We start from the raw sequence: 20494 nt of genomic DNA, 5'->3' as shown, positions 1-20494 counted from the left end.
CGCTCGCGGCGGATGCCCCATTGGCCAGGAGATCAGAAGTTCAGCGGCCGCTGCGCTGCATCCAGCCCACCGTCGATGAACACCACATTGCCGTGCATGTAGGCCGCCTGCGGCCCGCACAGGAAGGCGATCAGCGCGGCCACTTCCTCAGGCTGCGCGCGCCTCCCCAACGGCGGCAGGAAATCGCGGATGGCATCGCCATAGCGCGGATCCTTCAGCCCGGCCTGCAGCAGCGGCGTTTCCACCGCGCCCGGCGCGACCACGTTGAGGCGCACGCCGGCCTGGCCCCACGCGGCGGCGCGTTGCCGCGCGGCCGCCGCCACCGCATGCTTGGAACTGGCATAGGCAATATAGCCAGCCTGGTCCCGGGTGCCTTCCGCCGCCGCGGCGGCTGCCACTATCGCGCGCACGCCGGGCTCGTCGCCGGCAAGGTAGGCATCACGCAGCGGGCTGCCCTCCCAGGACTGGAGCGTGGCCGAACTGGACGACACCACCACGGCGCACGGATCCGAGCCCTGGCGCAGCGCCTCGAACAGGCCATCCAGCAGCGCCACCACGCCGAAGTGGTTGACCGATGCCACCAGCGTGGCGGGTTCGACATGCGGGCCCAGGCCGGCGCAGCAGACCAGCTGGTCGATGCGGCCGCCCGACCGCGACAGTACGGCGTCGATCGCGGCAGCGCGGCCCTGCTGGCTGGACAGGTCGGCAACGATGTCGGCATCGCGCAGGTCGATGCCGATGACCCGGCAGCCGTCGGCGAGCATGCGCTGGCGCACGGCCGCACCCATGCCGGACGCGGCTCCGGTAATGACGACGGTTTTCATGGTGCGAGGTTCCGTGGAGGTTGCCATCAGGCCTCGAACACATGCCGCAGCGCCGGCGGCTCGATATTGCCCGGGTTCAGCTCGAAGATGCGCCGTGCCACGCTGGACGGCCGCACCTGCTCCACGTCGGTGTAGAACTGCTGGTACCAGTCACGCATCTGGTAGATGGGCCCGTCGCCTTCGCACAGTAGCGGGTTGTCGATGCGGATCTTGCTGTCCCAGATCGCCACGTCCTCGTAGAAGGCCTGTTTGGCCTGCTCCACATAGGCTTGCGCCATGGCACGGTTCTGCTCCTCGGACAGCCCCGGGATCTTCTTCACCAGCACGCCGTAGCGCAGCGCGAAGCTGTTGAGGTCGATCGGCACATGGCAGTTGAGCAGGATCGAGTGGATCTGCTGGTCGCCCATCTGTCCGATCATCTCGGTGATGTGGTACGCGGGCCCGAAGTACGTGGACAGCGCCGTCAGCTGTGCATCGCCCGAGAGCCGGGCACTGCGCCCGATCATCAGCTGCGTGGCCTTGTGGTCTTCGAACAGGTTGGCAAAGTAGTCCACCGGCGCGCCATGGACCGTGCCGAAATGCGCCATGTCGGAGATGTTGTCGACCAGCTCGCGGCAGTTGGTCTGGATCACCATCTCGTCGATGGCCCAGTCCGACCACTCCGGCGAGAAGCAGGCCTCGATGCGCGGAATCGCCACCTCGGGGGGTGCCGGGCGGCCTTCGGGATCGTGCCAGATGAAGAGCAAGCGGTTCTGCTCGCAGGTCTCCCAGGCGCCGACACGGGCCTTGGGCGGCACCCGCTTGCAGTAGGGAATGGACTTGCAGCCACCGTCGCCGCCCCACTGCCAGCCGTGGAACGGGCAGACCAGGTTGTCGCCCTGCACGGTGCCGGTGCTCAGGTCTGCGCCCATGTGCGGACAGTAGCCGTCAATCACGCGAATCGCGCCGGTCGAGTCGGCAAACGCGGCCAGGCGCCGGCCGAAGATATTCAGCGTGTGCGGCACGCCGTCGCGGTAGCCATCGGCCGGGCCGAGGCAATGCCAGCCGCGCGCGTAGCGGGCCTCGAGCGGGCGTGATTCGATCTTGTAGCCGGCCTTGTAGCCAGTCTGGTTGCCGTCAGCGGTCATGGCGTCTGTCTCCTTGAATTCCCGTGGACCTTCAAGATAAGAGCGTCTGGCCGGCGGCTCATCGTCTCATCGGACTACTGCAGCGCGGCAATCCTGGTCAGCGCCGGATCATTGCCCGGGCCATGCACGCAACTGACGCCCGCCGGATCGTAGATCCGGGCCACGCAGCCATTGCAGCTGTCACAGGCCGAATGCGCCACCGCGCCGCTGCGCCAGTTGGCGACCAGCGCGGGATCATGGATCAGCGCGCGCGCCAGCGCGACACAGTCGAAGCCCTCTTCCATCAGCTGCGCGACATTGCCGATCGACTTGACGCCGCCGATATAGGCCAGCGGCATGCGCACCGCCCGCCGCACCACGCGCGACGCCTCCAGAAAGTACAGCTCGCGAAAGGCCAGCGCGCGCGGCGTGCGCTTTTCCAGCATGGTGATGCCGAAGCGCGCCACCGCGGTCGGCGCGGCGGCCTTCATCTGCGCCGTGGGCATGGGGCTGCCGAACAGCGCCCACGGGCTCTCGACGTTGCGCCCGCCGCTGAGGGTCAGCAGGTCGGCGCCTTCCGCCTCCAGCAGGCGCGCGCTCACGGCGGAATCCGCGGGCTCGTTGCCGCCCGGCACGCCGTCGCTGACGCTCAGCTTGCAGCAGACCGCCAGCTCGGCGCCGACCGCGTCCTTCACCTGGCGCAGTACCGCGGCCGGAAAGCGGGTGCGGTTCTCCACGCTGCCGCCGAACGCATCGCGCCGCCGGTTGCTCAGCGGCGACAGGAACTGGTTGAGCAGGTAGCCGTGGCCCATGTGGATTTCCACCGCGTCGAAGCCGGCTTCGCGCGCCAGCCGCGCCGCCGCGGCAAACTGGCCGGCAACGCGCGCCATGTCCGCCTCGCGCATGGCACGCTGGAAATACACGCCGTGCAGCATGCCAAAGGCATTGAGTCCGGATGAAGCACTGCCTGGCGCACGGCTGCCGCCGTGGCGCATGGTGGTGAACGAGCCCGCATGGGTGATCTGCAGGCAGGCCGCCGCTCCTTCGCGATGCACGGCATCGGTCAGCACGCGCAGGTGCTCAACCTGCTCCGGGCACATGCTGAGCTGGTGCGAAAAAGTCAGGCCGTCGTCGGCCACCGCCGCATACGCGACCGTGGTCATGCCCACGCCGCCCGCGGCAAGCTCGCGGTGGTGCCTGACCAGCGCCTCGGTCGGCAGGCCCTGCGGCGTCATGCCCTCGTTGGCGCCGGCCTTGATAATGCGATTGCGCAGCGTGAGCGGGCCGATGCGGACCGGCGTGAATGCCGCCGCCGCGTAAGCCTGGTGATCGTGCATGCTGTCTCTCCGGGCCATCGGCCTTACACCGCGTCGGATTTCAGGGCGTGCGCCGGCGGCACCGTCTCGCCGCGCGCGGCGCCACCGGCACCACCGGCGGCCACGCGCGCACGCTCCTCTTCCTCCACGCCCAGCCACGCAGCCAGCGCCGGCAGCAGCGACACCGCGCCGAACAGGTTCACCAGGAACATGAAGGCCAGCAGGATCCCCATGTCGGCCTGGAACTTGAGCGCGGCAAAGGCCCAGGTGCCCACCCCGATGCACATCGTCAGCGCCGTGAACAGCGCCGCCGAACCGCGCTGGCGCATGGCCTCGGCAAAGGCCTGCGGCAGGGCCTGCCCTTCCTCGCGGATCTGGTGCTGGATGCGCTCATACAGGTAGATGCCGTAGTCCACGCCGACGCCCACGCCCAGCGTGATGACCGGCAGCGTCGACACCTTCAGCCCGATGCCAAGCCGCGCCATCAACGCATTGCACAGCACCGACACCAGCGTCAGCGGCACGATGATGCACAGCACCGCGCGCCACGAGCGGAACGTCAGCAGGCACAGCAGCGTGATCGCACCGAAGATCGACAGCAGCATGGTCACTTCGGCTTCCTCCACGGCCTCATTGGTGGCCGCCATCACGCCGATATTGCCCCCGCCCAGGCGGAACGCCACGTTGGGGGTCTTGTCGGCGGCGGTGAAGCGGCGGATCTCGCGGATGATGTGGGCGATGGTGGCGCCCTCATGGTTGGCGGTGTAGATCAGCACCTGGATGGCCTGGCAGTTCGAGGTATTCATGCCGTTGTCCGGGTCGAAGGCCTTGGCGCCCTGGCTCAGGCCCTCGCTGCTGCGCGGCAGCGCCTCCCAGCGCGGGTTGCCCTCGTTGTAGGCGCCGATCACCACCTTGGCCAGCGACGACACGCTCACCACCGACTGCACGCCGGACACGCCGCGCATATGCATCTCGAAGCGTTCCACCGCACTCATCACCGGGTAGTGCAGGCAGCCGTCGTCGAAGCCGGTGGGCTCCACCACCACGGTCAGCGCATCCGAGCCGATGTTGTACTGGCTCACGATGCTGGCGCTGTCGCGGTTGTAGCGCGAATCCGCGCGCAGTTCCGGAGCGCCGCTGCCGACATCGCCAATCTTGAGGCCGCGCGAATCGATGGCACCGGCCGCAAGCAACGCCAGCGCGGCAACGAACACGCCCAGCGCCGGGCCCGGGCGCGCCAGCGCGCCGAACTTCTGCCACAGCCCGCCGGTTCCGTGCGCGCGCCGGGCCTGCGCCGATGCCAGCGCCGACGGCTCCAGCCGCGTGTACGACAGCAGGATCGGCAGGAACACCTTGTTGGTCACGATCATCAGCAGCACGCCCAGGCAGGCGGTGATGCCAAGCTCGCGCACGATGTCGATCTCGATGCGCATGATGACCATGAACCCGAGCGCGTTGGTCAGCAGCGCGACCGTGCCGGGGATGAACAGCTTGCGGAAGGACGCGCTGGCGCTGTCGAGCGCACCATGTCCCTGCACCACCTCTTGCTTCCAGGCATTGGTCATCTGCACCGCGTGCGAGACCCCGATCGAAAAGATCAGGAACGGCACCAGGATCGACATCGGATCGATGCCGTAGCCCAGCAGCGGCAGCAAGCCCAGCAGCCAGGCCACGGGCAGCAGCGCCACCACCAGCGACAACAGCGTGATGCGCAGCGAGCGCGTGTACAGCCACAGCAGCAGCGCGGTCACGGCGAAGGCCAGCGCGAAGAAGCCCATCACGCCGGCGATGCCCTCTTCCACATCGCCCACCAGCTTGGCAAAGCCGACGATATTGACCTCGACGTCGGTGCCGCTGAATTCCCCGCGGATCTTCTCCAGCTGGCGTGCGACCGAGCCGTAGTCGATGGTCTTGCCCGTGGCCGGATCGGTCTCGCGCAATTCCGCGCGGATCAGCGCGGACTTCAGGTCGTTGCTGACCAGGCGGCCGATCTGGCCAGAGCGCGCCACGTTGCGGCGCACCTTGTCGAGCTCGGCCGGCGCGCCGGAGAAGCGTCCCGGCACCACCACGTCGCCGCGGAAGCCCGCCTCCGTCACCTCGGTGTAGCGCACATTGGGCGTGAACAGCGAGAACACGCGCGAACGGTCCACGCCGGGGATGAAGAACACGTCATCGGTGGCGCGGCGCAGCTTGTCCATGAAGGCCGCGTTGTAGATGTCGCCGTCGCCCTTCCAGCGCAGGCTCAGCAGCACCGTGTTGGCACCGGAGAAGGTGCTCGCGTACTTGGTGAACACCTGCATGTACGGGTGCTGCAGCGGGATCATCTTGTTGAAGCCGGGATCGAGCCGCAGCCGCGTGGCCGAGACGCCCAGCGCCACGGTCACGGCCAGGCACAGCACCAGCAGCAGGCGGCGCCGCTGCATCAGCAGGCTGGCGCAGGCATCGACAAAGCGGCCCAGGCGGCCGGAAGAATGGGGGCGGTTCATGATCGTTCTCGCATTCGGTAAGCCAGGGTCAGGCAGGTCAGCGGGGATTGGCGGCGAGCGTGACGCCGGCAAGGCCGCCATTGCCGCCCAGCGCCAGCGTGTCCTTGCCGGCAGGGACCAGCGCGGCCAGGGTCTGCGGGCTGCCGGCGGGCAAGGCGGTGAAGTGGCGCCCGCCATCGGCGGAGATCACCAGCGTGCCGCCCTGCCCGGCCAGCACGATGCGGCCATCGGGCAGTTCGACGCCGCCGAAGAGCGAGGTCTTGAGGCCAGTGTCCGCAGATTGCCAGGTGGCGCCGAAGTCATCGCTGCGCAAGGCGTTGCCGCGCATGCCGAAGGCCAGCCAGGCGCCGTCGCGCAGCGGCTGCACGCCGTACAGCGAACCCTCGTAGGGGGACTTCACCACCTCCCAGCGGCTGCCGCCGTCGGGCGAGCGCAGCACCAGGCCGGCTTCGCCGACCAGCATCAGGCGTCCCTGCCCGTCGCCGGCAATGCCGTTGAGGTGGCGGTCCTGCATGGCCTTGTCGGCGGCCGGCTCCCAGTGCCTGCCCTGGTCGCGCGAGACCAGGAAGCGGCCAAAGCTGCCGACCGCGAACCACGGGCCGCCCGCCTGGGCCCAGGCACCCAGCAGCGGATCGGACGAGCTCGCCTCGAACGCCACCTGCTGCCAGTGGGCACCGCCGTCTTCGGTGCGCAGGATCCAGCCGCTGTGCCCGACCGCCATGCCGTGGCGGCTGTCGGCAAAGGCCACCTGGGTCAGCGCGGCGCCTTGCGGTTGATCCACGGCGGCCGTGCGCCAGTTGCGGCCCTGGTCATCGCTGAACAGGATCTGGCCACGCTCGCCCACTGCCACCAGGCGCTCGCCGGCGCGCGCGATGCCGTTGACCTGCAGGCCGTCCGGGCGCAGCGTCGTGGCCGCGAACGGCGGCAGCGGGCGCGGCGCGAAGGCCCATACCGCGGTGGCCAGCACGGCCAGCGACATGGCGACGCCGATCAGTCGTTTCATGATGTCTCCTCCGGTTGGAGTGATGGCAGGCGGCCTCGTTGCGGGCCGTCCCTGCACGGGCTGCTTGTGATTACAGAACGTCGAACAGCGCGGCGGCGCCCATGCCGCCGCCGATGCACATGGTCACCACCGCCTGCTGCACGCCGCGGCGCCGGCCTTCAATCAATGCATGCGCGGTCATGCGCGCACCCGACATGCCGAACGGATGGCCGATCGAGATCGCGCCGCCGTTGACGTTCAGGCGCGCATCCGGGATGCCCAGCTTCTGCTGGCAGTACAGCACCTGGCAGGCGAAGGCCTCGTTCAGCTCCCACAGGCCCACGTCGGCCACCGTCATGCCATGGCGCGCGAGCAGCCTGGGCACGGCGAACACCGGGCCGATCCCCATCTCGTCCGGCGCGCAGCCCGCCACCGCCATGCCGCGGTAGCGGCCCAGCGGGCGCAGGCCGCGCCGGCGGGCCTCGTCGGCGCTCATCAGCAGCACCGCGGCGGCGCCGTCCGACAACTGCGAGGCATTGCCGGCAGTGATGTGCTCGCCGGCGGCCACCGCCTGGCCGCCGCTCCAGACCGGCTTCAGCGCCTCCAGGCTGCTGGCCGTGGTATCGGGCCGGTTGCACTCGTCGTGCGCAAGCCGAACGGTCTCGTGGCCGGTCAGCGTGCCGGCCTTGTCGAACAGCGCGCGGCGCGTTTCCAGCGGGACGATCTCGTCATCGAAGGCCCCGCGCCGCTGCGCCTCGGCGGTGCGCTGCTGGCTGCGCCAGGCGTAGGCGTCCTGCTCGGTGCGGCTGATGCCGTAGCGGCGCGCCACCACCTCGGCGGTCTCGATCATTGCCATATAGGCTGCCGGCTGCCGCGCCAGCACCGCTTCGGACTGGGCGCGGTAGCTGTTCTTGTGCTTGGTCTGCGTCAGCGAGATGGATTCCGCGCCGCCGGCGACGATGATGTCGGCCTCGCCGCACTGGATCGCACGGGCGCCCGCCGCGATTGTCATCAGGCCCGAGCCGCACATGCGGTCCATGGTCATGCCGGGCACGCTGTCCGGCAGGCCGGCCGCCACCGCGCACAGGCGGCCCAGGTTGTAGCCCTGGGTGCCCTGCTGCGCGGCCGCGCCGATCAGCACATCTTCCACCTCGGACAGATCCACGCCGGCGCGCTCCACCACCGCGCGCACCACGTGGCCGCCCAGCACCGGGGCCTCGGTGTCGTTGAAGGCACCGCGGAAGGCCTTGCCGATCGGTGTGCGCGCGACGGCGACAATGACTGCTTCTTTCATGCTGGATTCCTGTTCAGAAGTAATAGCGGCTGATGGTCTCGGCCACGCAGGCCGGCTTGTCTCCGCCTTCGATTTCCACGGTCATGCGCACCACCGACTGCACGCCGCCCTGCAAGGTCTCGGCCCGCACCAGTTCCCCCACCCCGCGCACGCGCGCGCCCACGCGCACCGGCGCCGGGAAGCGCACCTTGTCGCAGCCGTAGTTGACGCCCCACTTCATGCCTTCGACCGTTACCAGCTCCGGCAGGAACTGGTTGACCAGCGCCAGCGTCAGGTAGCCGTGCGCGATGCAGGCGCCGTATGGGCCCTGCGCGGCGCGCTGCGGGTCCACGTGCAGCCACTGGTGGTCGCCGGTGGCATTGGCGAACTGGTTGACCTGTTCCTGGGTGATCTGGGTCCAGGCGCTCTCGCCGAGGCGCTGGCCGACGGCGGCGTGGATGTCTTCGGCAGAACGGAAGATTCTTGGCATGTCTGGTTCCTGCGTTGTTCCCGGTCCCAACTGTTTCCCTTCAAGCCCGCTGGCTGCTCACCGGCAGCACCTCGCCCGTCATGTACGAGGCATAGTCGCTGGCCAAAAACACCATCACATTGGCCACCTCCCACACCTCGGCCGCGCGCCCGAACGCTTCGCGCTCGCTGAGCTGGCGCAGCAGGTCGGCCGGCGCCGACTTCTTCAGGAAGTCGTGCAGCGCGATGCTTGGCGCCACCGCATTGATGCGCACGCCAAATTCGGCGGCCTCCATCGCGCTGCAGCGCGTCAGCGCCATCACCCCGGCCTTGGCCGCGGCGTAATGCGACTGTTCCTTCTGCGCACGCCAGCCCAGCACCGAGGCATTGTTGACGATGGCGCCGCGCCGGCGCGCCTGCATGTGCGGCAACATCGCGCGCGTCATGCGGAAGGTGCCGGTGAGGGAAATATCGATCACGCGCGACCACTCGGCATCGTCCATATCAACTAGGCGGCGCGAGCCGCCCAGGCCGGCGTTGTTGATCAGCACGTCGGTGCCGCCCAAGGCTTCTTCGGCGGCGGCCACAAGTGCGCGCACCTGCGCTTCATCCGACACATCGCAAAGCTGGCCATGGATCGCCTGCAAGCCGGTTTCCGCGCGCAGGCGCTCGACCGCGTCTGCCAGCCGCTTCTCATGGACGTCGGAGATCATCAGCGCGCGGCAGCCCTCCTCGGCGCAGCGGCGCGCGGCGGCAAAACCGATGCCGGCGCCCGCCGCGGCGGTGATGAGCACACTCTTGCCGGCGAGCAACTGATGGCCAGGCACATAGGCCGGGGCGCTGGGGATTTCGGTGTTCAGGGTCATGACTGTCCTCGTGCTTCGCGCGGCATGCCGAGGCCGCGTTCGGCGATGATGTTGAGCTGGATTTCGTTGGTGCCGGCGTAGATGGTGTCGGCGCGCGAGAACAGCGCCATCTGCTGCAGCCGCGTGCGGCGCGTGTCGCCGGCGTCCAGCACATTGGCCAGCGGGCCCAGCACGTCCAGCGCCAGCTGGCCCAGGTCGCGGTGCCAGTTGGACCAGTAGTACTTGTAGATCAGCGCCTCGCGCTGCAGCGCGGTGCCGCCGTCCTGGCCCGCCTGCGCCGCGCCCGCCAGCATGCGCAGCGCATTGGCTCGCATCACGCGCAGGCCGGCCCAGGCGCGCGCGATGCGCTGGCGCACCAGCGCGTCGCGGCTGCTGCCGTTGTCGCGCGCGGCCTGCGCCACCCACTCCAGTTCATGCGTGAACTGCATCTGCTGGCCCAGCGTGGAGATGCCGCGCTCGAAGCCCAGCAGCGCCATGGCGATGCGCCAGCCATCGCCGGGCGCGCCCAGCACATCGGCGGCGGCGGCACGCGCGCCGTCGAAGAACACCTCGTTGAATTCGGCGCCGCCGCCCATCTGGCGGATCGGCCGGATCTCGATGCCGGGCTGGTCCAGCGGCAGCATCAGGAAAACCAGGCCCTTGCTGCCGCGCGAGCCGGGCTCGCCACGCGCCAGCACGAAGATCCAGTCCGAATCGTGCGCGAGCGAGGTCCACACCTTCTGGCCGCTCACCAGCCAGTCGCCGGTGGCCGCATCGCGCTCCGCCCGCGTGCGTACATTGGCCAGGTCCGAGCCCGCGCCAGGCTCCGAATACCCCTGGCACCAGAACGTGGTGCCGTTCAGGATGCCGGGCAGCAGGCGCGCCTTCTGGTCGTCGGTGCCGAAGGCGACCAGGGTCGGGCCGATCAGCCCCTCGCCGATATGGCCCATGCGGCCCGGTCCCCCTGCCCGCGCGTATTCCTCATGGAAGATCACCTGCTGCATGACCGGCAGCTCGCGCCCGCCATGCGCGCGCGGCCAGCCCAGGCCGGTCCAGCCGCCTTCGGCCAGCCGGCGCTCCCACGCCTTGCGCAGTTCGGGATAGGCCTCTTCGTCGCCGGGGCCGCCGCGGTGCTTCAGGCAGGCGAACTCGCCGGCCAGGTTGGCGGCCATCCATTGCGCGACTTCGGCGCGGAATGCCGCCTCTTGATTCGCTATCATGCTGTCCTCCAGGCGTGCGGGCCATTTGCTGCGAGATACGCCAGCGCCGCGCCGGCACCGCCCAGCCAGTGGCTGGCGGCCTGCGCGCGCTTGAAATAGAGCTGGGGGTCGTATTCCCAGGTGAAGCCGACACCGCCATGCAACTGGATGGCCTCCTGCGCGCAGAAGCGCAGGGCATCGTCGGCGGCCACGGACGCGGCGGCGATGTCGAGGCGGATGCCGGTGCCATCGGCCACCTCGCCCGTTTCCCACGCCTGCGCCGCGCCATACACCGCCGAGCGCGCCGCCTCGACCAGCACCATCATCTGCGCGCAGCGGTGCTTGACCGCCTGGAACGAGGCGATGGCGCGCCCGAACTGGATCCGTTCCGATGCATAGGCCACGGTCAGGTCCAGGCATTGCTGGGCCGCGCCAAGCTGCTCCGCCGCCAGCATCAGCTTGCCGTGCCACCAGGCCTGGGCCAGGCCGAAGGCCGCCGCGTCCGCGCGCGCCAGGCAGGCGCTGGCGGGCACGGGCAGCCCGTCCAGCCGCAGCGCGGCCTGCGGCCGCGTGCGGTCCAGCGTATCGAGCGGCGCCAGCATGCATCGCACATCCTGTGCCAGTGCTGCCGGTTCCAGCAGGAACAGCGCAGGCACGCCGTCTTCGAGACGGGCCGGCACCAGCAGCCAGTCGGCGCCGGCGGCATCGGCCACCTGGGCGGCGCTGCCACGCAGCACGAAGCCATCCGCGCTTGCCTGCGCGCCAATGGCGACGCCGTCGTACTGCCAGCCGCCATCGTCCGGCAGCACCGCGGCGGCACGCAGCTCGCCACAGGCCAGCCGCTCCAGCCACTGCGCGCTGCCACGCGGACCCAGGCTGGCCTGCAGCCAGGGCGCGGCCACGCACACGGCGGACCAGAACGGCACGCAGGCCAGGCGCTGGCCCAGTTGTTCCTGCAGCAGCACCAGCCCGGGCGCACCCAGGCCGGCGCCGCCCATGGCTTCGGGCAACGCGATGCCGCACCAGCCGAGTTCGCCCGCGACCGCGTGCCACAGGGCCTCGTCGTGCGCCGGGCCTGCCTCGGTCACGCGCCGCACCGCCGCCGAATCGCTGTGCGCGGCGAGGTAGTCGCGCGCGCTGTCGCGGACCATCTGCTGTTCGACACTAAGGGAGAAGTCCATGGCCGTCGCGCTCAGCTGCCGTAGACCGGCTGGGGCGGCTGCGCCTGCGCCAGCAGTTCCGCCACGGCTGCGCCCAGTTCGGCCGGCTGCCAGCGCGATCCCTTGTCGGTCCTGGGTCCGGTGCGCCAGCCGTCGGCCACCGAGACCATGCCGCCGGCCGCCTCGAACATGCGCCCGTTGACCTGCGCGGACGCGGCGCTGCCCAGCCACACCACCAGCGGCGCGACATTGGCGGGGTCGTAGTAGTCGAAGCCGTCTTCCGGCGCCTGCATCATTTCGGCAAACACCTCCTCGGTCATGCCGGTGCGCGCCGCCGGTGCCAGCGCATTGGCGGTGATGCCGTAGCGGCCAAGTTCCGCCGCCTGCACCAGCGTGAGCGCGGCAATGCCGGCCTTGGCGGCGGCGTAGTTGGACTGCCCGACCGAACCCTGCAGGCCCGCGCCGGAGCTGGTGTTGATAATGCGCGCGTCGACGGCGCGGCCGGCCTTGGCGGCATCGCGCCAGCGTTTGGCGAGCAGGTTGGCCAGGCAGAAGTGGCCGCGCAGGTGCACGCGCATGACGTCGTCCCAGTCGGCCTCGGTCAGGCTGACGAACATGCGGTCGCGGCAGATGCCGGCGTTGTTGACCAGCACATGGACCTCGCCGAAGGCCTCGACCGCGGCATCGACGATGCGCTTCGCGGTGGCCAGCTGGGTGATGTCGTCAGCGCTGGCCAGTGCGCTGCCGCCGGCCGCGCGGATCTCCGTGCAGACGGCCTCGGCCGCCTCGCGCCGGATGTCGTTGACGACCACATTGGCGCCCTCGGCGGCGAAGGCCAGCGCATAGGCACGGCCCAGCCCGCCGCCGGCGCCGGTGATGATGACGGTGCGTGCGTCACAGATTCCCATGGCGGTCTCCTTACAAGCGTTCGATGATGGTGACGTTGGCCAGGCCACCGCCTTCGCACATGGTCTGCAGGCCGTAGCGGCCGCCGGTGCGTTCCAGCTCATGCAGCAGCGTGGTCATCAGGCGCGCCCCGGTGGCGCCCAGCGGGTGGCCCAGTGCGATGGCGCCGCCATTGGGGTTGGTGCGCTCGGCCGCGTAGCCGGTCTCGGCCAGCCATGCCATCGCCACCGAGGCGAACGCTTCATTGATCTCGACCACGTCGATATCGGCCAGGCGCAGGCCGCAGCGCTCCAGTGCGCGTTTGGTCGCCGGGATCGGTGCGGTCAGCATCCACAGCGGGTCGTCGCCCAGCACGCTCATATGCGCGATGCGCGCACGCGGCTTGAGCTGGTAGCGCTTGAGCGCGTCTTCCGAGACGATCAGCAGCGCGGCGGCGGCATCCGCGGTCTGGCTGGACACGGCCGCGGTCAGCGAACTGCCGGGCATCAGCGGTTCCAGCGCAGCCATCTTCGCCAGCGTGGAATCGGGGCGCGGGGTCTCGTCATGCTTCACGCCCTCGCACGGCACGATCTCGCGCGCAAAGCGGCCGCCTTCGATGGCCGCGGCGGCGCGCTGGTGGCTTGCCAGCGCGTAGGCTTCCATGGCCTCGCGCGACAGCTTCCAGTGATCGGCAATGCGCTGCGCGGCATGGAACTGCGACACCGGCGCATCGCCAAAGCGCACCTGCCAGCCCTTGCTGCCCGAGAACGGGTCGGCAAAGCCCAGTGCCTGCCCGGCCAGCATGGCCGACGAGATCGGGATCTGGGTCATGGTCTGCACGCCGCCGGCGATCACCACGTCCTGCGTGCCGCTCATCACTGCCTGCGCGGCAAAGTGCACCGCCTGCTGCGACGAGCCGCACTGGCGGTCCACGGTCACGCCCGGCACCGTCAGCGGCAGGCCGGCCGCCAGCCACGCGCTGCGGGCGATATTGCCGGCCAGCGGGCCGATGGTGTCGACGCAGCCGAACACCACGTCGTCATAGTCCTCGGCGGGAATGCCGTTGCGGCGCACCAGCTCGGCCAGCACGAAGCCGCCGAGGTCGGCGCCGTGCATGTGCGACAGTCCGCCCTTGCGGCGCCCGGTGGGCGTGCGCAGGGCATCAACGATATAGGCGTCTTTCATGGTCTTGGTTCTCTTTGGATTCAGGCGAAGGTGGCGCCGGCGCCGATCTCATGCGCGCCGTCAAGGATGTGCGCGCCCATGCGCGCCTTGTGGAAGGCACGGTCGCCCCAGCTTCCCGCCAGGGCCCAGGCCCGCTTGGTGAAGATCTGCAGGTCCAGCTCCCAGGTGTAGCCCATTGCGCCATGCACCTGGATCGCCTGGCGCGCCGCGCTCCACGCGCAGCGCGCGGCGGCCACGCGGGCGTGCGAGACATGCAGGCCCGCATCGGGCAGGCCGTGCGCCAGCGCGGCGGCGGCGCGCAGCAGCACCGGCCGGGCGAACTCGAGCTGGATCGCCACGTCGGCCAGCAGGTGCTTGACCGCCTGGTAGGCGCCGATGGCCTTGCCGAACTGCTTGCGCTGCGCGCTGTAATCGATCGCCAGGTCCAGCATGCGCTGGGTCAGGCCCAGCTGCTGCGCGGCCACGCCAAGCGCGCCGCGGTTCAGCGCGCTGTTCCACAGGCCGCTGCCGGACGGGATCAGTTCGGACTCCGCGGCCGGCGTCCACGCCAGCTCAAACAAGCGGCGCGAAGGATCGAGCCCGGTGCGCGCCGTCAGCACGGCCTGGTCGGGCCGCAGCAGGTGCACGGCGCCTTCGTGCGCACACAGGATGGCGTCGGCGACATGGGCGTCGGCGACCAGCCGCTCTTGCGGATGCGCCACCGCCACGCGGGCATCGCCGGCGGCGATGCGCTCCAGCAGCGTGGCGCAGCGTTCGTGCGCCGAGGCGTTCGGCGCCGCCGCGAGCGCATCGCGCAGCAGCCCGGCCGCGACCAGCGCGGTGTCCAGCAAAGGCTCGGGCAGCGCAAAGTAGCCGCAGGCCTGCGCCAGCGGCGCCCATTCGACCTCGCCCAGCCCCAGTCCGCCCTGCTCCTGCGGCACCATCACCGCGGTCAGGCCCTGGTTGGCAAGCTGGCGCCACAGCGCGTCGGAGCGGCCGGACTCGGTGGCCCACAGCTCGCGCGTCAGTTCGGGCGTCATCTCGGTCATCAGGAAGCGCCGGATCGCCTCGGCAAACTGCTCCTGCTCTTCGGTCAATGCGAAATCCATGGTGTTTTCCCCGGGTGCCGTCATGCGCGCGGCATGCCGAGCAGGCGCTCGGCGACGATATTGCGCTGGATCTCGTTGGTGCCGGCATAGATCGGCCCGGCCTGCGAGAACAGGAAGCCGTCCAGCCAGTGGCCGAGCGAACCCGGCGGCTGGCCGTCGGGCGTGACCTCTGCCGACTGCCCCAGGATGGCCAGCGCGGTATCGTGCATATGGATGTCCAGCTCGGACCAGAACACCTTGTTCGTGCTCGACTCCGCGCCGATATGGCCGCCGCGCACCAGGCGGCTCGCGGTGGCGTAGGTGGACAGCGTGTAGGCCTCGGCGTCCATCCAGGCGCGCAGCACCGCCTCGCGCAGCGACGGGTCGCGGTCCGCCGCCTCGCGGTTGGCCTGGTACAGCCTGACCAGCGCGCGCGCGGTTTCCTGGAAGCGCGCCGGCGAGCGCAGCATCAGGCCGCGTTCGAAGCCGGCGGTGGCCATGGCCACCTGCCAGCCGGCGCCTTCTGCGGCCAGGCGGTTTTCCACCGGCACGCGCACGTCGTCGAAGAAGATCTCGGCAAAGCCGGTCTGGCCGTTGAGCTGGCGGATCGGGCGCACGGTGATGCCGGGCGTGTCCAGCGGCATCAGGATGAAGGTCAGGCCATGGTGTCGGGTCGAGGCCGGGTCAGTGCGGAACAGGCCGAACAGCCAGTCCGCCCACACCGCCCGCGTCGACCAGATCTTCTGGCCGTTGATCACATAGTCATCGCCCTGCCGGATCGCGCTGCAGCGGATCGCGGCCATGTCCGAGCCTGCGTTCGGCTCGGACCAGCCCTGCGCCCAGACATGTTCGCCCGAGGCCATGCGCGGCAGGAAGCGCGCCTTCTGCGCCTCGGTGCCGAATTCCATCAGCGTGGGCCCGAGCAGGAAGATGCCGTTCTGGTTGACGCGCATCGGCGCGCCGGCACGCCAGTACTCTTCCTCGAAGATCAGCCACTCGATCAGGTCGCAGCCGCGCCCGCCCAGCTCGGCCGGCCACGTGACCATGCTCCAGTGGCCCTGGTTGAGCGTGGCCTCCCACGCGCGGTGCTGGGCGAAGCCCGCTTCGGTATCGAAGCTCGCCAGCGGCGTGCGCGGCACGTGCGCGGCCATCCAGTCGCGCACCTCGGCGCGGAAGGCACGCTGGGCGTCGGTGTATTCAAGCTGCATCGCGCTCTCCCTGCGCAAAGCGGGCTTCGCGGCCTTCGACAAAGGCGGCGCGCGCCTCGCCGGAATCGGCGCTCATGTAGGCCTGCAGCGTGAAGCCCTGTTCCCAGCGGTATTTGTCCTCCAGGTTGCCGTCTTCCACGCCGTTGAGCGCTTCCTTGGCCAGCTGCAGCATGGCCGGGCTCTTGGCGGCGATCTGGCGGGCCAGCGTCATGGCGGCCTCGCGCAACTCTGCGCGCGGCACCACGCGCTCGACCGCGCCCAGCCGGTACGCCTCGGCGGCATCGATCATCTCGCCGGTGAAGTACATCGCCCTGACCTTCTGCACGCCGAACATGCGCTGCAGGTGGGCGCCGCCGCCCATGGCGCCGCGGTCGATCTCCGGCACGCCAAAGCGCGCACAATCTGCGGCCACGATGATGTCGGCCGCGCCGCAGATGCCGATGCCGCCGCCCAGCACGAAGCCGTGCACGGCCACGATGACCGGCTTGGGATTGCGGTGCACGGCGCGGAAGGTGGCGTAGTTGCCGGCGTTGACATCGACGATGCGCTGCGGGTGCGCGGCCAGCTCCTTGATGTCGACGCCGGCGCAGAAGCCGCGGCCTTCGCCGCGCAGCACGATCACGCGCACGGCGGAATCGGTGCCCAGCTGGTCGATCGCGGCGGCCAGCGCATGCCAGCCGGCGCAGTCGAGCGCATTGACTGGCGCATGGTCGATCACCAGTTCGGCGATGCCGTCGGCAGTGTCGATGCGGAACGGCCCGGTCTTTTTGTTCGTTTGCATGGTTTCCTCTGTCTGTGGGTCAGGCCGCTGCAGCCAGTCCGGCGCCAGCCAGCGCCGCAAGGCGCGCCTGTGCCTGCGCGGCCATGCCGGCCACGATCTGCTCGCAGGATTCGATGGCCCGGATCGCCGCTGCCGCCTGGCCGCTGGGCAGCACGCCTTCATCGGGGCATCCCTCCACCATCGCGCGCTGGATCAGCACCGGCGCGTTGGCGGCCATCAGGGTCTGGGCGGCGCTGTAGTCCTGCTCGCGCATCGCGCGCCAGGCGGTGGCCAGCATCTGCGCGCTGCGCATGCCGGTACGTGCCTGCCATTTGCGCGCGGCCGCCAGCGCCAGCCAGGTGCGCCGCAGCGGACCGGCCTTCTCCAGCGCCAGCAGCAGGTCGTTGTCGATCATTCGCTGCGGCAGGCCGTCGATGGCCAGCGATACGCGGATGCTGGCCGGGTCGCGCACCTTGACGTAGCGCTCAAGCGTTGGCGCCGGCACCGGCGATTCGGCCGACATCAGGAAGCGCGTGCCCATGGCCACGCCGGCCGCGCCGTAGGCCAGCGCCGCGGCCAGTCCGCGGCCGTCGAAGAAGCCGCCGGCGGCCACCACCGGCACGCTCACGCTGTCCAGCACCTGCGGCAGCAGCAGCGTGGTCGGTGTGCCGCCGGTATGGCCGCCGCCCTCGCCGCCCTGCACGGTGACCACGTCCGCGCCCAGTTCCACGGCCTTGGCCGCATGCTTGGCCGCGCCCACGGTCGGCATGCAGACCACGCCAGCCGCCTTGAGCTTGCCGATCATCTTTGCGTCCGGGCCGCGCCCGTAGCTGACCGCGCGCAGCCGGTGGCGGATCGCCATCTCGATCACTTCTTCCGCGTTGGGCTGGAACATGTGGAAGTTGATGCCGAAGGGCCGGTCGCTGAGCGCCTTCACGCGCAGGATCTCGCGCTCGACCTCGCCGGGCGCAATGGTGGCGCCGGCCAGGAAGCCGAAGGCCCCGGCATTGCCGCTGGCCGCGACCAGCTTCGCATCCGCCACCCAGCCCATCGCCGTCTGCACGATGGGGTAGCGGCAGCCCAGCAGGTCGCACAGCACGGTGTGCAGGCTCGCGGTGCTCATGCCTTGTCCTCGCCGGTGCGTTGCGAAGCGGCCATGGCGCGCGCGTCATAGCCGCCGAGCTTGTCGCCGCTGACCAGTTCGTTGTGCGCATGGGCGAAGTGGTGCCAGGCAAAGACGGCATCCATCGCGGTGCGCTTGCCCTGCAGGTCTTCCACATGGTTGACCGCCTGCTTGGTCAGCGTCAGGCCCAGCCGCGGCATCTGCGCGACCTTGGCGGCCATGCCGTAGGCGGTGTCTTCCAGCGCGCCGCGCGGCACCACGCGGTTGACCATGCCCATGCGCTCGGCGCGTTCGGCACCCATGCGCTCGCCCAGGAACAGGAACTCCTTGGCGATGCGCGGATGGAGCTCGTAGGGATGGGCGAAGTACTCGACGCCGGGAATGCCCATGCGCACCACTGGATCAGCAAAGAAAGCATCGTCCGACGCCACGATCAGGTCGCACACCCACGCCAGCATCAGCCCGCCGGCGATGCAGGCGCCATGCACCATGGCGATGGTCGGCTTGGGCAGCTCGCGCCAGCGCCGGCACATGCCCAGGTAGACCTCCTGCTCGCGGGCATAGAGGAACTCGCCGCCCGGCTTGTTGACATGGTCATACCAGAGCGAGGCGCGCTCGAAAGTTTCATTGATGTCGCGCCCGGGCGTGCCGATGTCGTGCCCGGCCGAAAAATGCTTGCCGGCGCCGCGCAGCACGATCACCTTGACCGCGTCGTCCGCGGCGGCGCGCCGGTAGGCCTCGTCCAGCGCGTAGGTCATCTTTGAGTTCTGCGCGTTGTGGAACTGCGGCCGGTTCATGGTCACGGTGGCAATGCCGTCCGCGACCTGGTAGAGCACCTCGGCATTGGGGCCAAGGCTGATGGCTTCGGTAGCTGGCGTTGTCATGTCGGCCTCACACGCGTCCGGAAGGATTGCCGCGCACGATGGCCGCGCGCAGGTTGTGCGGATCAAGCTGGGTGATCAGCCGCAGCTCTTCCGGTGTCGGCGGCGCCGTCTCCGGCAGGGCCTCGCCGGGCGTGTTCGCCAGCGCAAAGCCGGTGGCCGCCTGTACCTGGTCGAAGCTCGCCCCCGGGTGCAGCGAGCGCACGCGGATGGCATGGTCAGCCCCCCTGAAATCCATCACGCACAGGTCGGTGACAATCACGCGCAGGTCAACGAAGCTGCGCATGCCCTCCAGCCGGCGGGCCGGGTTGTAGCCGGCGCTGCAGACCATGTCGACTTCACCGGCGACGAACGCGCGCGTGCTGTGCGCCGGCACGAAGAAGGAGTTGGCGTGGTGGATGCTATTGCCGGGAAAGCCGCGCGCGCCCAGCAGCTGGGTCTTGGGCTGCGCATGCGTGCCGCCCAGGCAGGAGATATTGGCCTGGCCGAAGCGGTCGATCTGCGTCGGCATCACCAGCGCGTGGCGCCGCCCGCCCCACAGGCAGTCGAACACGCGCGAATAGCCCATCCAGCCGCTGGCGCGCACCTTGTAGCCGGGCTCGCGCGGGCCCAGCGGCACCGGCGTTTCCACCAGGTAGGCCTCGCCGTCGGTCAGCAGCAGGCCCGGGTTGTGCGCAAGCCGCGCCAGGCCGGCGGCGATGCGCGGGCCGGTGCCGATGCCGGTGGCCAGCACCTCGCCGTCGTCGCGCCATGCGCGGGCGGCGGCGGCAATCATCAGCTCGGCGCGGGTGAATTCATAAGTGGCGCTCACGGTCGCTCCTTGGGTTGGCGGGTTCAAAGTACCGGCAGCGGCAGGTCGTGCACATGGCCGAGGCCGCTGATGCGCTCCAGGTAGGCCGCTTCGCTCGCGCCCACCACCTCGTCGCGCCAGATGCGGAAGCCGTCCTCGGCCTCGGCGCTGGCGCAGTACGCCTTCAGCGCAGGCAGGTCCCAGCCGTAGGCCGGCGCACAGGAAGTGGGATGGGCGCCGCCGGGTGCGTGCACCACGCCGCTTACCAGCGAGCGCTCGAAGGCGTTGTTGCGCGCGCGCGCCAGGTCTTCATCCTCGAGGCGCGGGTGCAGTGTTTCGCAGCTCACATAGCAGCGGTGCGCGGCGCGTGCGAACCATTCATCGAAGAACGGATCGGGGCCGTCGATGCGGGTGTTGCCGAGCACATCGCTGTCGTTCACGTGCAGCAGCGCGGCATCGAGCGCGATCGCCGGCATCGCCACCAGCACTTCGCCGTCGGCATAGGGCGATCGCACCGTCTTCAGCTGGGGGTTCTTGTCCAGCACGTCGGTGCCCAGCGCGGCGCGCGTCGGCAGGAACGGCAGGCGCGCGGCCGCGGCGCGCAGGCCCAGCTGCAGCATGCCTTCGTCCAGCTCAGTCACCTCCAGCACGCCGCGCTCGCGCGCCTGGCGGAAGTAGGGCTCGAGCGGAATCACGTCGAGCGAGACAAAGCCGAACACCAGCCGGCGCACCTTGCCGGCCGCGCACAGCATGCCCACCTCGGGGCCGCCGTAGGCGACCACGGTCAGGTCCTTCAGCGGCGAGCGCAGGATTTCGCGCACCAGCGCCATCGGCTTGCGGCGCGGGCCCCAGCCGCCGATGCCGATGGTCATGCCATCGGCGAGCTGGCCGACCACGTCGGCCGCGCTCATGGTCTTGTCGATTGTCTTGGTCATG

General features: G+C 70.0%; 19 protein-coding genes. All 19 read right to left on the bottom strand.

What is annotated here, in order from left to right; all coding sequences use genetic code 11:
* Positions 1-32: 32 nt before the first annotated feature.
* Positions 33-824, bottom strand: a complete 792-nt coding sequence (locus AC3WON_RS20170; RefSeq protein WP_492321114.1) for an SDR family oxidoreductase — start codon at positions 822-824, stop codon at positions 33-35.
* 26 nt (positions 825-850) lie between these two features.
* Positions 851-1951 carry a 3-ketosteroid-9-alpha-monooxygenase, oxygenase component gene (locus AC3WON_RS20165; protein ID WP_492321113.1) on the bottom strand — a complete coding sequence of 367 codons (1101 nt, stop codon included), beginning with the start codon at positions 1949-1951 and terminating at the stop codon, positions 851-853.
* Between the two features lie 74 nt (positions 1952-2025).
* On the bottom strand, positions 2026-3204 hold the full coding sequence (locus AC3WON_RS20160; protein WP_492352584.1) for an NADH:flavin oxidoreductase: 1179 nt from the start codon (positions 3202-3204) through the stop codon (positions 2026-2028).
* 86 nt (positions 3205-3290) lie between these two features.
* Complete coding sequence (locus AC3WON_RS20155; protein WP_492352581.1) at positions 3291-5732, bottom strand: efflux RND transporter permease subunit; 2442 nt, start codon at positions 5730-5732, stop codon at positions 3291-3293.
* A gap of 37 nt (positions 5733-5769) precedes the next feature.
* On the bottom strand, positions 5770-6735 hold the full coding sequence (locus AC3WON_RS20150; RefSeq protein ID WP_492352580.1) for a WD40/YVTN/BNR-like repeat-containing protein: 966 nt from the start codon (positions 6733-6735) through the stop codon (positions 5770-5772).
* A gap of 70 nt (positions 6736-6805) precedes the next feature.
* The gene (locus AC3WON_RS20145) at positions 6806-8008 is read right to left on the bottom strand and encodes an acetyl-CoA C-acyltransferase (protein ID WP_492352579.1); all 1203 of its coding nucleotides are present in this window, start codon (positions 8006-8008) and stop codon (positions 6806-6808) included.
* A 13-nt stretch (positions 8009-8021) separates the two neighbouring features.
* The gene (locus AC3WON_RS20140) at positions 8022-8477 is read right to left on the bottom strand and encodes a MaoC family dehydratase (protein WP_492321109.1); all 456 of its coding nucleotides are present in this window, start codon (positions 8475-8477) and stop codon (positions 8022-8024) included.
* A gap of 40 nt (positions 8478-8517) precedes the next feature.
* A complete protein-coding gene (locus tag AC3WON_RS20135; RefSeq protein ID WP_010813970.1) occupies positions 8518-9321 on the bottom strand; it encodes an SDR family oxidoreductase in 804 nt (267 codons plus the stop codon).
* The gene (locus AC3WON_RS20130) at positions 9318-10520 is read right to left on the bottom strand and encodes an acyl-CoA dehydrogenase family protein (RefSeq protein WP_492352578.1); all 1203 of its coding nucleotides are present in this window, start codon (positions 10518-10520) and stop codon (positions 9318-9320) included. Before AC3WON_RS20130 ends, AC3WON_RS20135 begins: the two co-directional genes overlap by 4 nt.
* Positions 10517-11680 (bottom strand): acyl-CoA dehydrogenase family protein, encoded by a 1164-nt coding sequence (locus tag AC3WON_RS20125; RefSeq protein ID WP_492352577.1) that lies wholly within the window; start codon positions 11678-11680, stop codon positions 10517-10519. Before AC3WON_RS20125 ends, AC3WON_RS20130 begins: the two co-directional genes overlap by 4 nt.
* Positions 11681-11691: 11 nt before the next feature.
* Entirely contained in the window at positions 11692-12567 is an 876-nt protein-coding gene (locus tag AC3WON_RS20120; protein ID WP_492352576.1) for an SDR family oxidoreductase, read from the bottom strand.
* 10 nt (positions 12568-12577) lie between these two features.
* Positions 12578-13729: an acetyl-CoA C-acetyltransferase gene (locus AC3WON_RS20115; protein WP_492352575.1), complete on the bottom strand. Its 1152-nt coding sequence runs from the start codon at positions 13727-13729 to the stop codon at positions 12578-12580.
* A gap of 20 nt (positions 13730-13749) precedes the next feature.
* Positions 13750-14817 carry an acyl-CoA dehydrogenase family protein gene (locus AC3WON_RS20110; protein WP_492321104.1) on the bottom strand — a complete coding sequence of 356 codons (1068 nt, stop codon included), beginning with the start codon at positions 14815-14817 and terminating at the stop codon, positions 13750-13752.
* Positions 14818-14837: 20 nt separating this feature from the next.
* Complete coding sequence (locus AC3WON_RS20105; RefSeq protein WP_492352574.1) at positions 14838-16004, bottom strand: acyl-CoA dehydrogenase family protein; 1167 nt, start codon at positions 16002-16004, stop codon at positions 14838-14840.
* Positions 15994-16785: an enoyl-CoA hydratase family protein gene (locus AC3WON_RS20100; protein WP_492321102.1), complete on the bottom strand. Its 792-nt coding sequence runs from the start codon at positions 16783-16785 to the stop codon at positions 15994-15996. Before AC3WON_RS20100 ends, AC3WON_RS20105 begins: the two co-directional genes overlap by 11 nt.
* 19 nt (positions 16786-16804) lie before the next feature.
* On the bottom strand, positions 16805-17887 hold the full coding sequence (locus tag AC3WON_RS20095; RefSeq protein WP_492321101.1) for an NAD(P)H-dependent flavin oxidoreductase: 1083 nt from the start codon (positions 17885-17887) through the stop codon (positions 16805-16807).
* Positions 17884-18771: an enoyl-CoA hydratase gene (locus AC3WON_RS20090; RefSeq protein ID WP_492352573.1), complete on the bottom strand. Its 888-nt coding sequence runs from the start codon at positions 18769-18771 to the stop codon at positions 17884-17886. The genes AC3WON_RS20095 and AC3WON_RS20090 overlap by 4 nt, the downstream gene beginning before the upstream one ends.
* Positions 18772-18778: 7 nt before the next feature.
* A complete protein-coding gene (locus AC3WON_RS20085) occupies positions 18779-19579 on the bottom strand; it encodes a CoA-transferase subunit beta (protein WP_492352572.1) in 801 nt (266 codons plus the stop codon).
* A 23-nt stretch (positions 19580-19602) separates the two neighbouring features.
* Positions 19603-20493 carry a CoA transferase subunit A gene (locus AC3WON_RS20080; RefSeq protein ID WP_492352571.1) on the bottom strand — a complete coding sequence of 297 codons (891 nt, stop codon included), beginning with the start codon at positions 20491-20493 and terminating at the stop codon, positions 19603-19605.
* Between the last annotated feature and the right edge of the window lies 1 nt (position 20494).

It is taken from the genome of Cupriavidus sp. FW305-46 (genome assembly GCF_058787075.1).
This window is presented reverse-complemented; position numbering and strand designations above follow the sequence as displayed.

Bases quoted from the DNA above. Each gene is read 5' to 3' on its own strand.
- AC3WON_RS20100 (WP_492321102.1), bottom strand. From the start codon at position 16,785: ATGCAAACGAACAAAAAGACCGGGCCGTTCCGCATCGACACTGCCGAC.
- AC3WON_RS20125 (WP_492352577.1), bottom strand. From the start codon at position 11,680: ATGGACTTCTCCCTTAGTGTCGAACAGCAGATGGTCCGCGACAGCGCG.
- AC3WON_RS20115 (WP_492352575.1), bottom strand. From the start codon at position 13,729: ATGAAAGACGCCTATATCGTTGATGCCCTGCGCACGCCCACCGGGCGC.
- AC3WON_RS20090 (WP_492352573.1), bottom strand. From the start codon at position 18,771: ATGACAACGCCAGCTACCGAAGCCATCAGCCTTGGCCCCAATGCCGAG.
- AC3WON_RS20095 (WP_492321101.1), bottom strand. From the start codon at position 17,887: ATGAGCACCGCGAGCCTGCACACCGTGCTGTGCGACCTGCTGGGCTGC.
- AC3WON_RS20105 (WP_492352574.1), bottom strand. From the start codon at position 16,004: ATGCAGCTTGAATACACCGACGCCCAGCGTGCCTTCCGCGCCGAGGTG.
- AC3WON_RS20080 (WP_492352571.1), bottom strand. From the start codon at position 20,493: ATGACCAAGACAATCGACAAGACCATGAGCGCGGCCGACGTGGTCGGC.
- AC3WON_RS20110 (WP_492321104.1), bottom strand. From the start codon at position 14,817: ATGGATTTCGCATTGACCGAAGAGCAGGAGCAGTTTGCCGAGGCGATC.
- AC3WON_RS20165 (WP_492321113.1), bottom strand. From the start codon at position 1,951: ATGACCGCTGACGGCAACCAGACTGGCTACAAGGCCGGCTACAAGATC.
- AC3WON_RS20155 (WP_492352581.1), bottom strand. From the start codon at position 5,732: ATGAACCGCCCCCATTCTTCCGGCCGCCTGGGCCGCTTTGTCGATGCC.
- AC3WON_RS20140 (WP_492321109.1), bottom strand. From the start codon at position 8,477: ATGCCAAGAATCTTCCGTTCTGCCGAAGACATCCACGCCGCCGTCGGC.
- AC3WON_RS20145 (WP_492352579.1), bottom strand. From the start codon at position 8,008: ATGAAAGAAGCAGTCATTGTCGCCGTCGCGCGCACACCGATCGGCAAG.
- AC3WON_RS20135 (WP_010813970.1), bottom strand. From the start codon at position 9,321: ATGACCCTGAACACCGAAATCCCCAGCGCCCCGGCCTATGTGCCTGGC.
- AC3WON_RS20150 (WP_492352580.1), bottom strand. From the start codon at position 6,735: ATGAAACGACTGATCGGCGTCGCCATGTCGCTGGCCGTGCTGGCCACC.
- AC3WON_RS20120 (WP_492352576.1), bottom strand. From the start codon at position 12,567: ATGGGAATCTGTGACGCACGCACCGTCATCATCACCGGCGCCGGCGGC.
- AC3WON_RS20130 (WP_492352578.1), bottom strand. From the start codon at position 10,520: ATGATAGCGAATCAAGAGGCGGCATTCCGCGCCGAAGTCGCGCAATGG.
- AC3WON_RS20170 (WP_492321114.1), bottom strand. From the start codon at position 824: ATGAAAACCGTCGTCATTACCGGAGCCGCGTCCGGCATGGGTGCGGCC.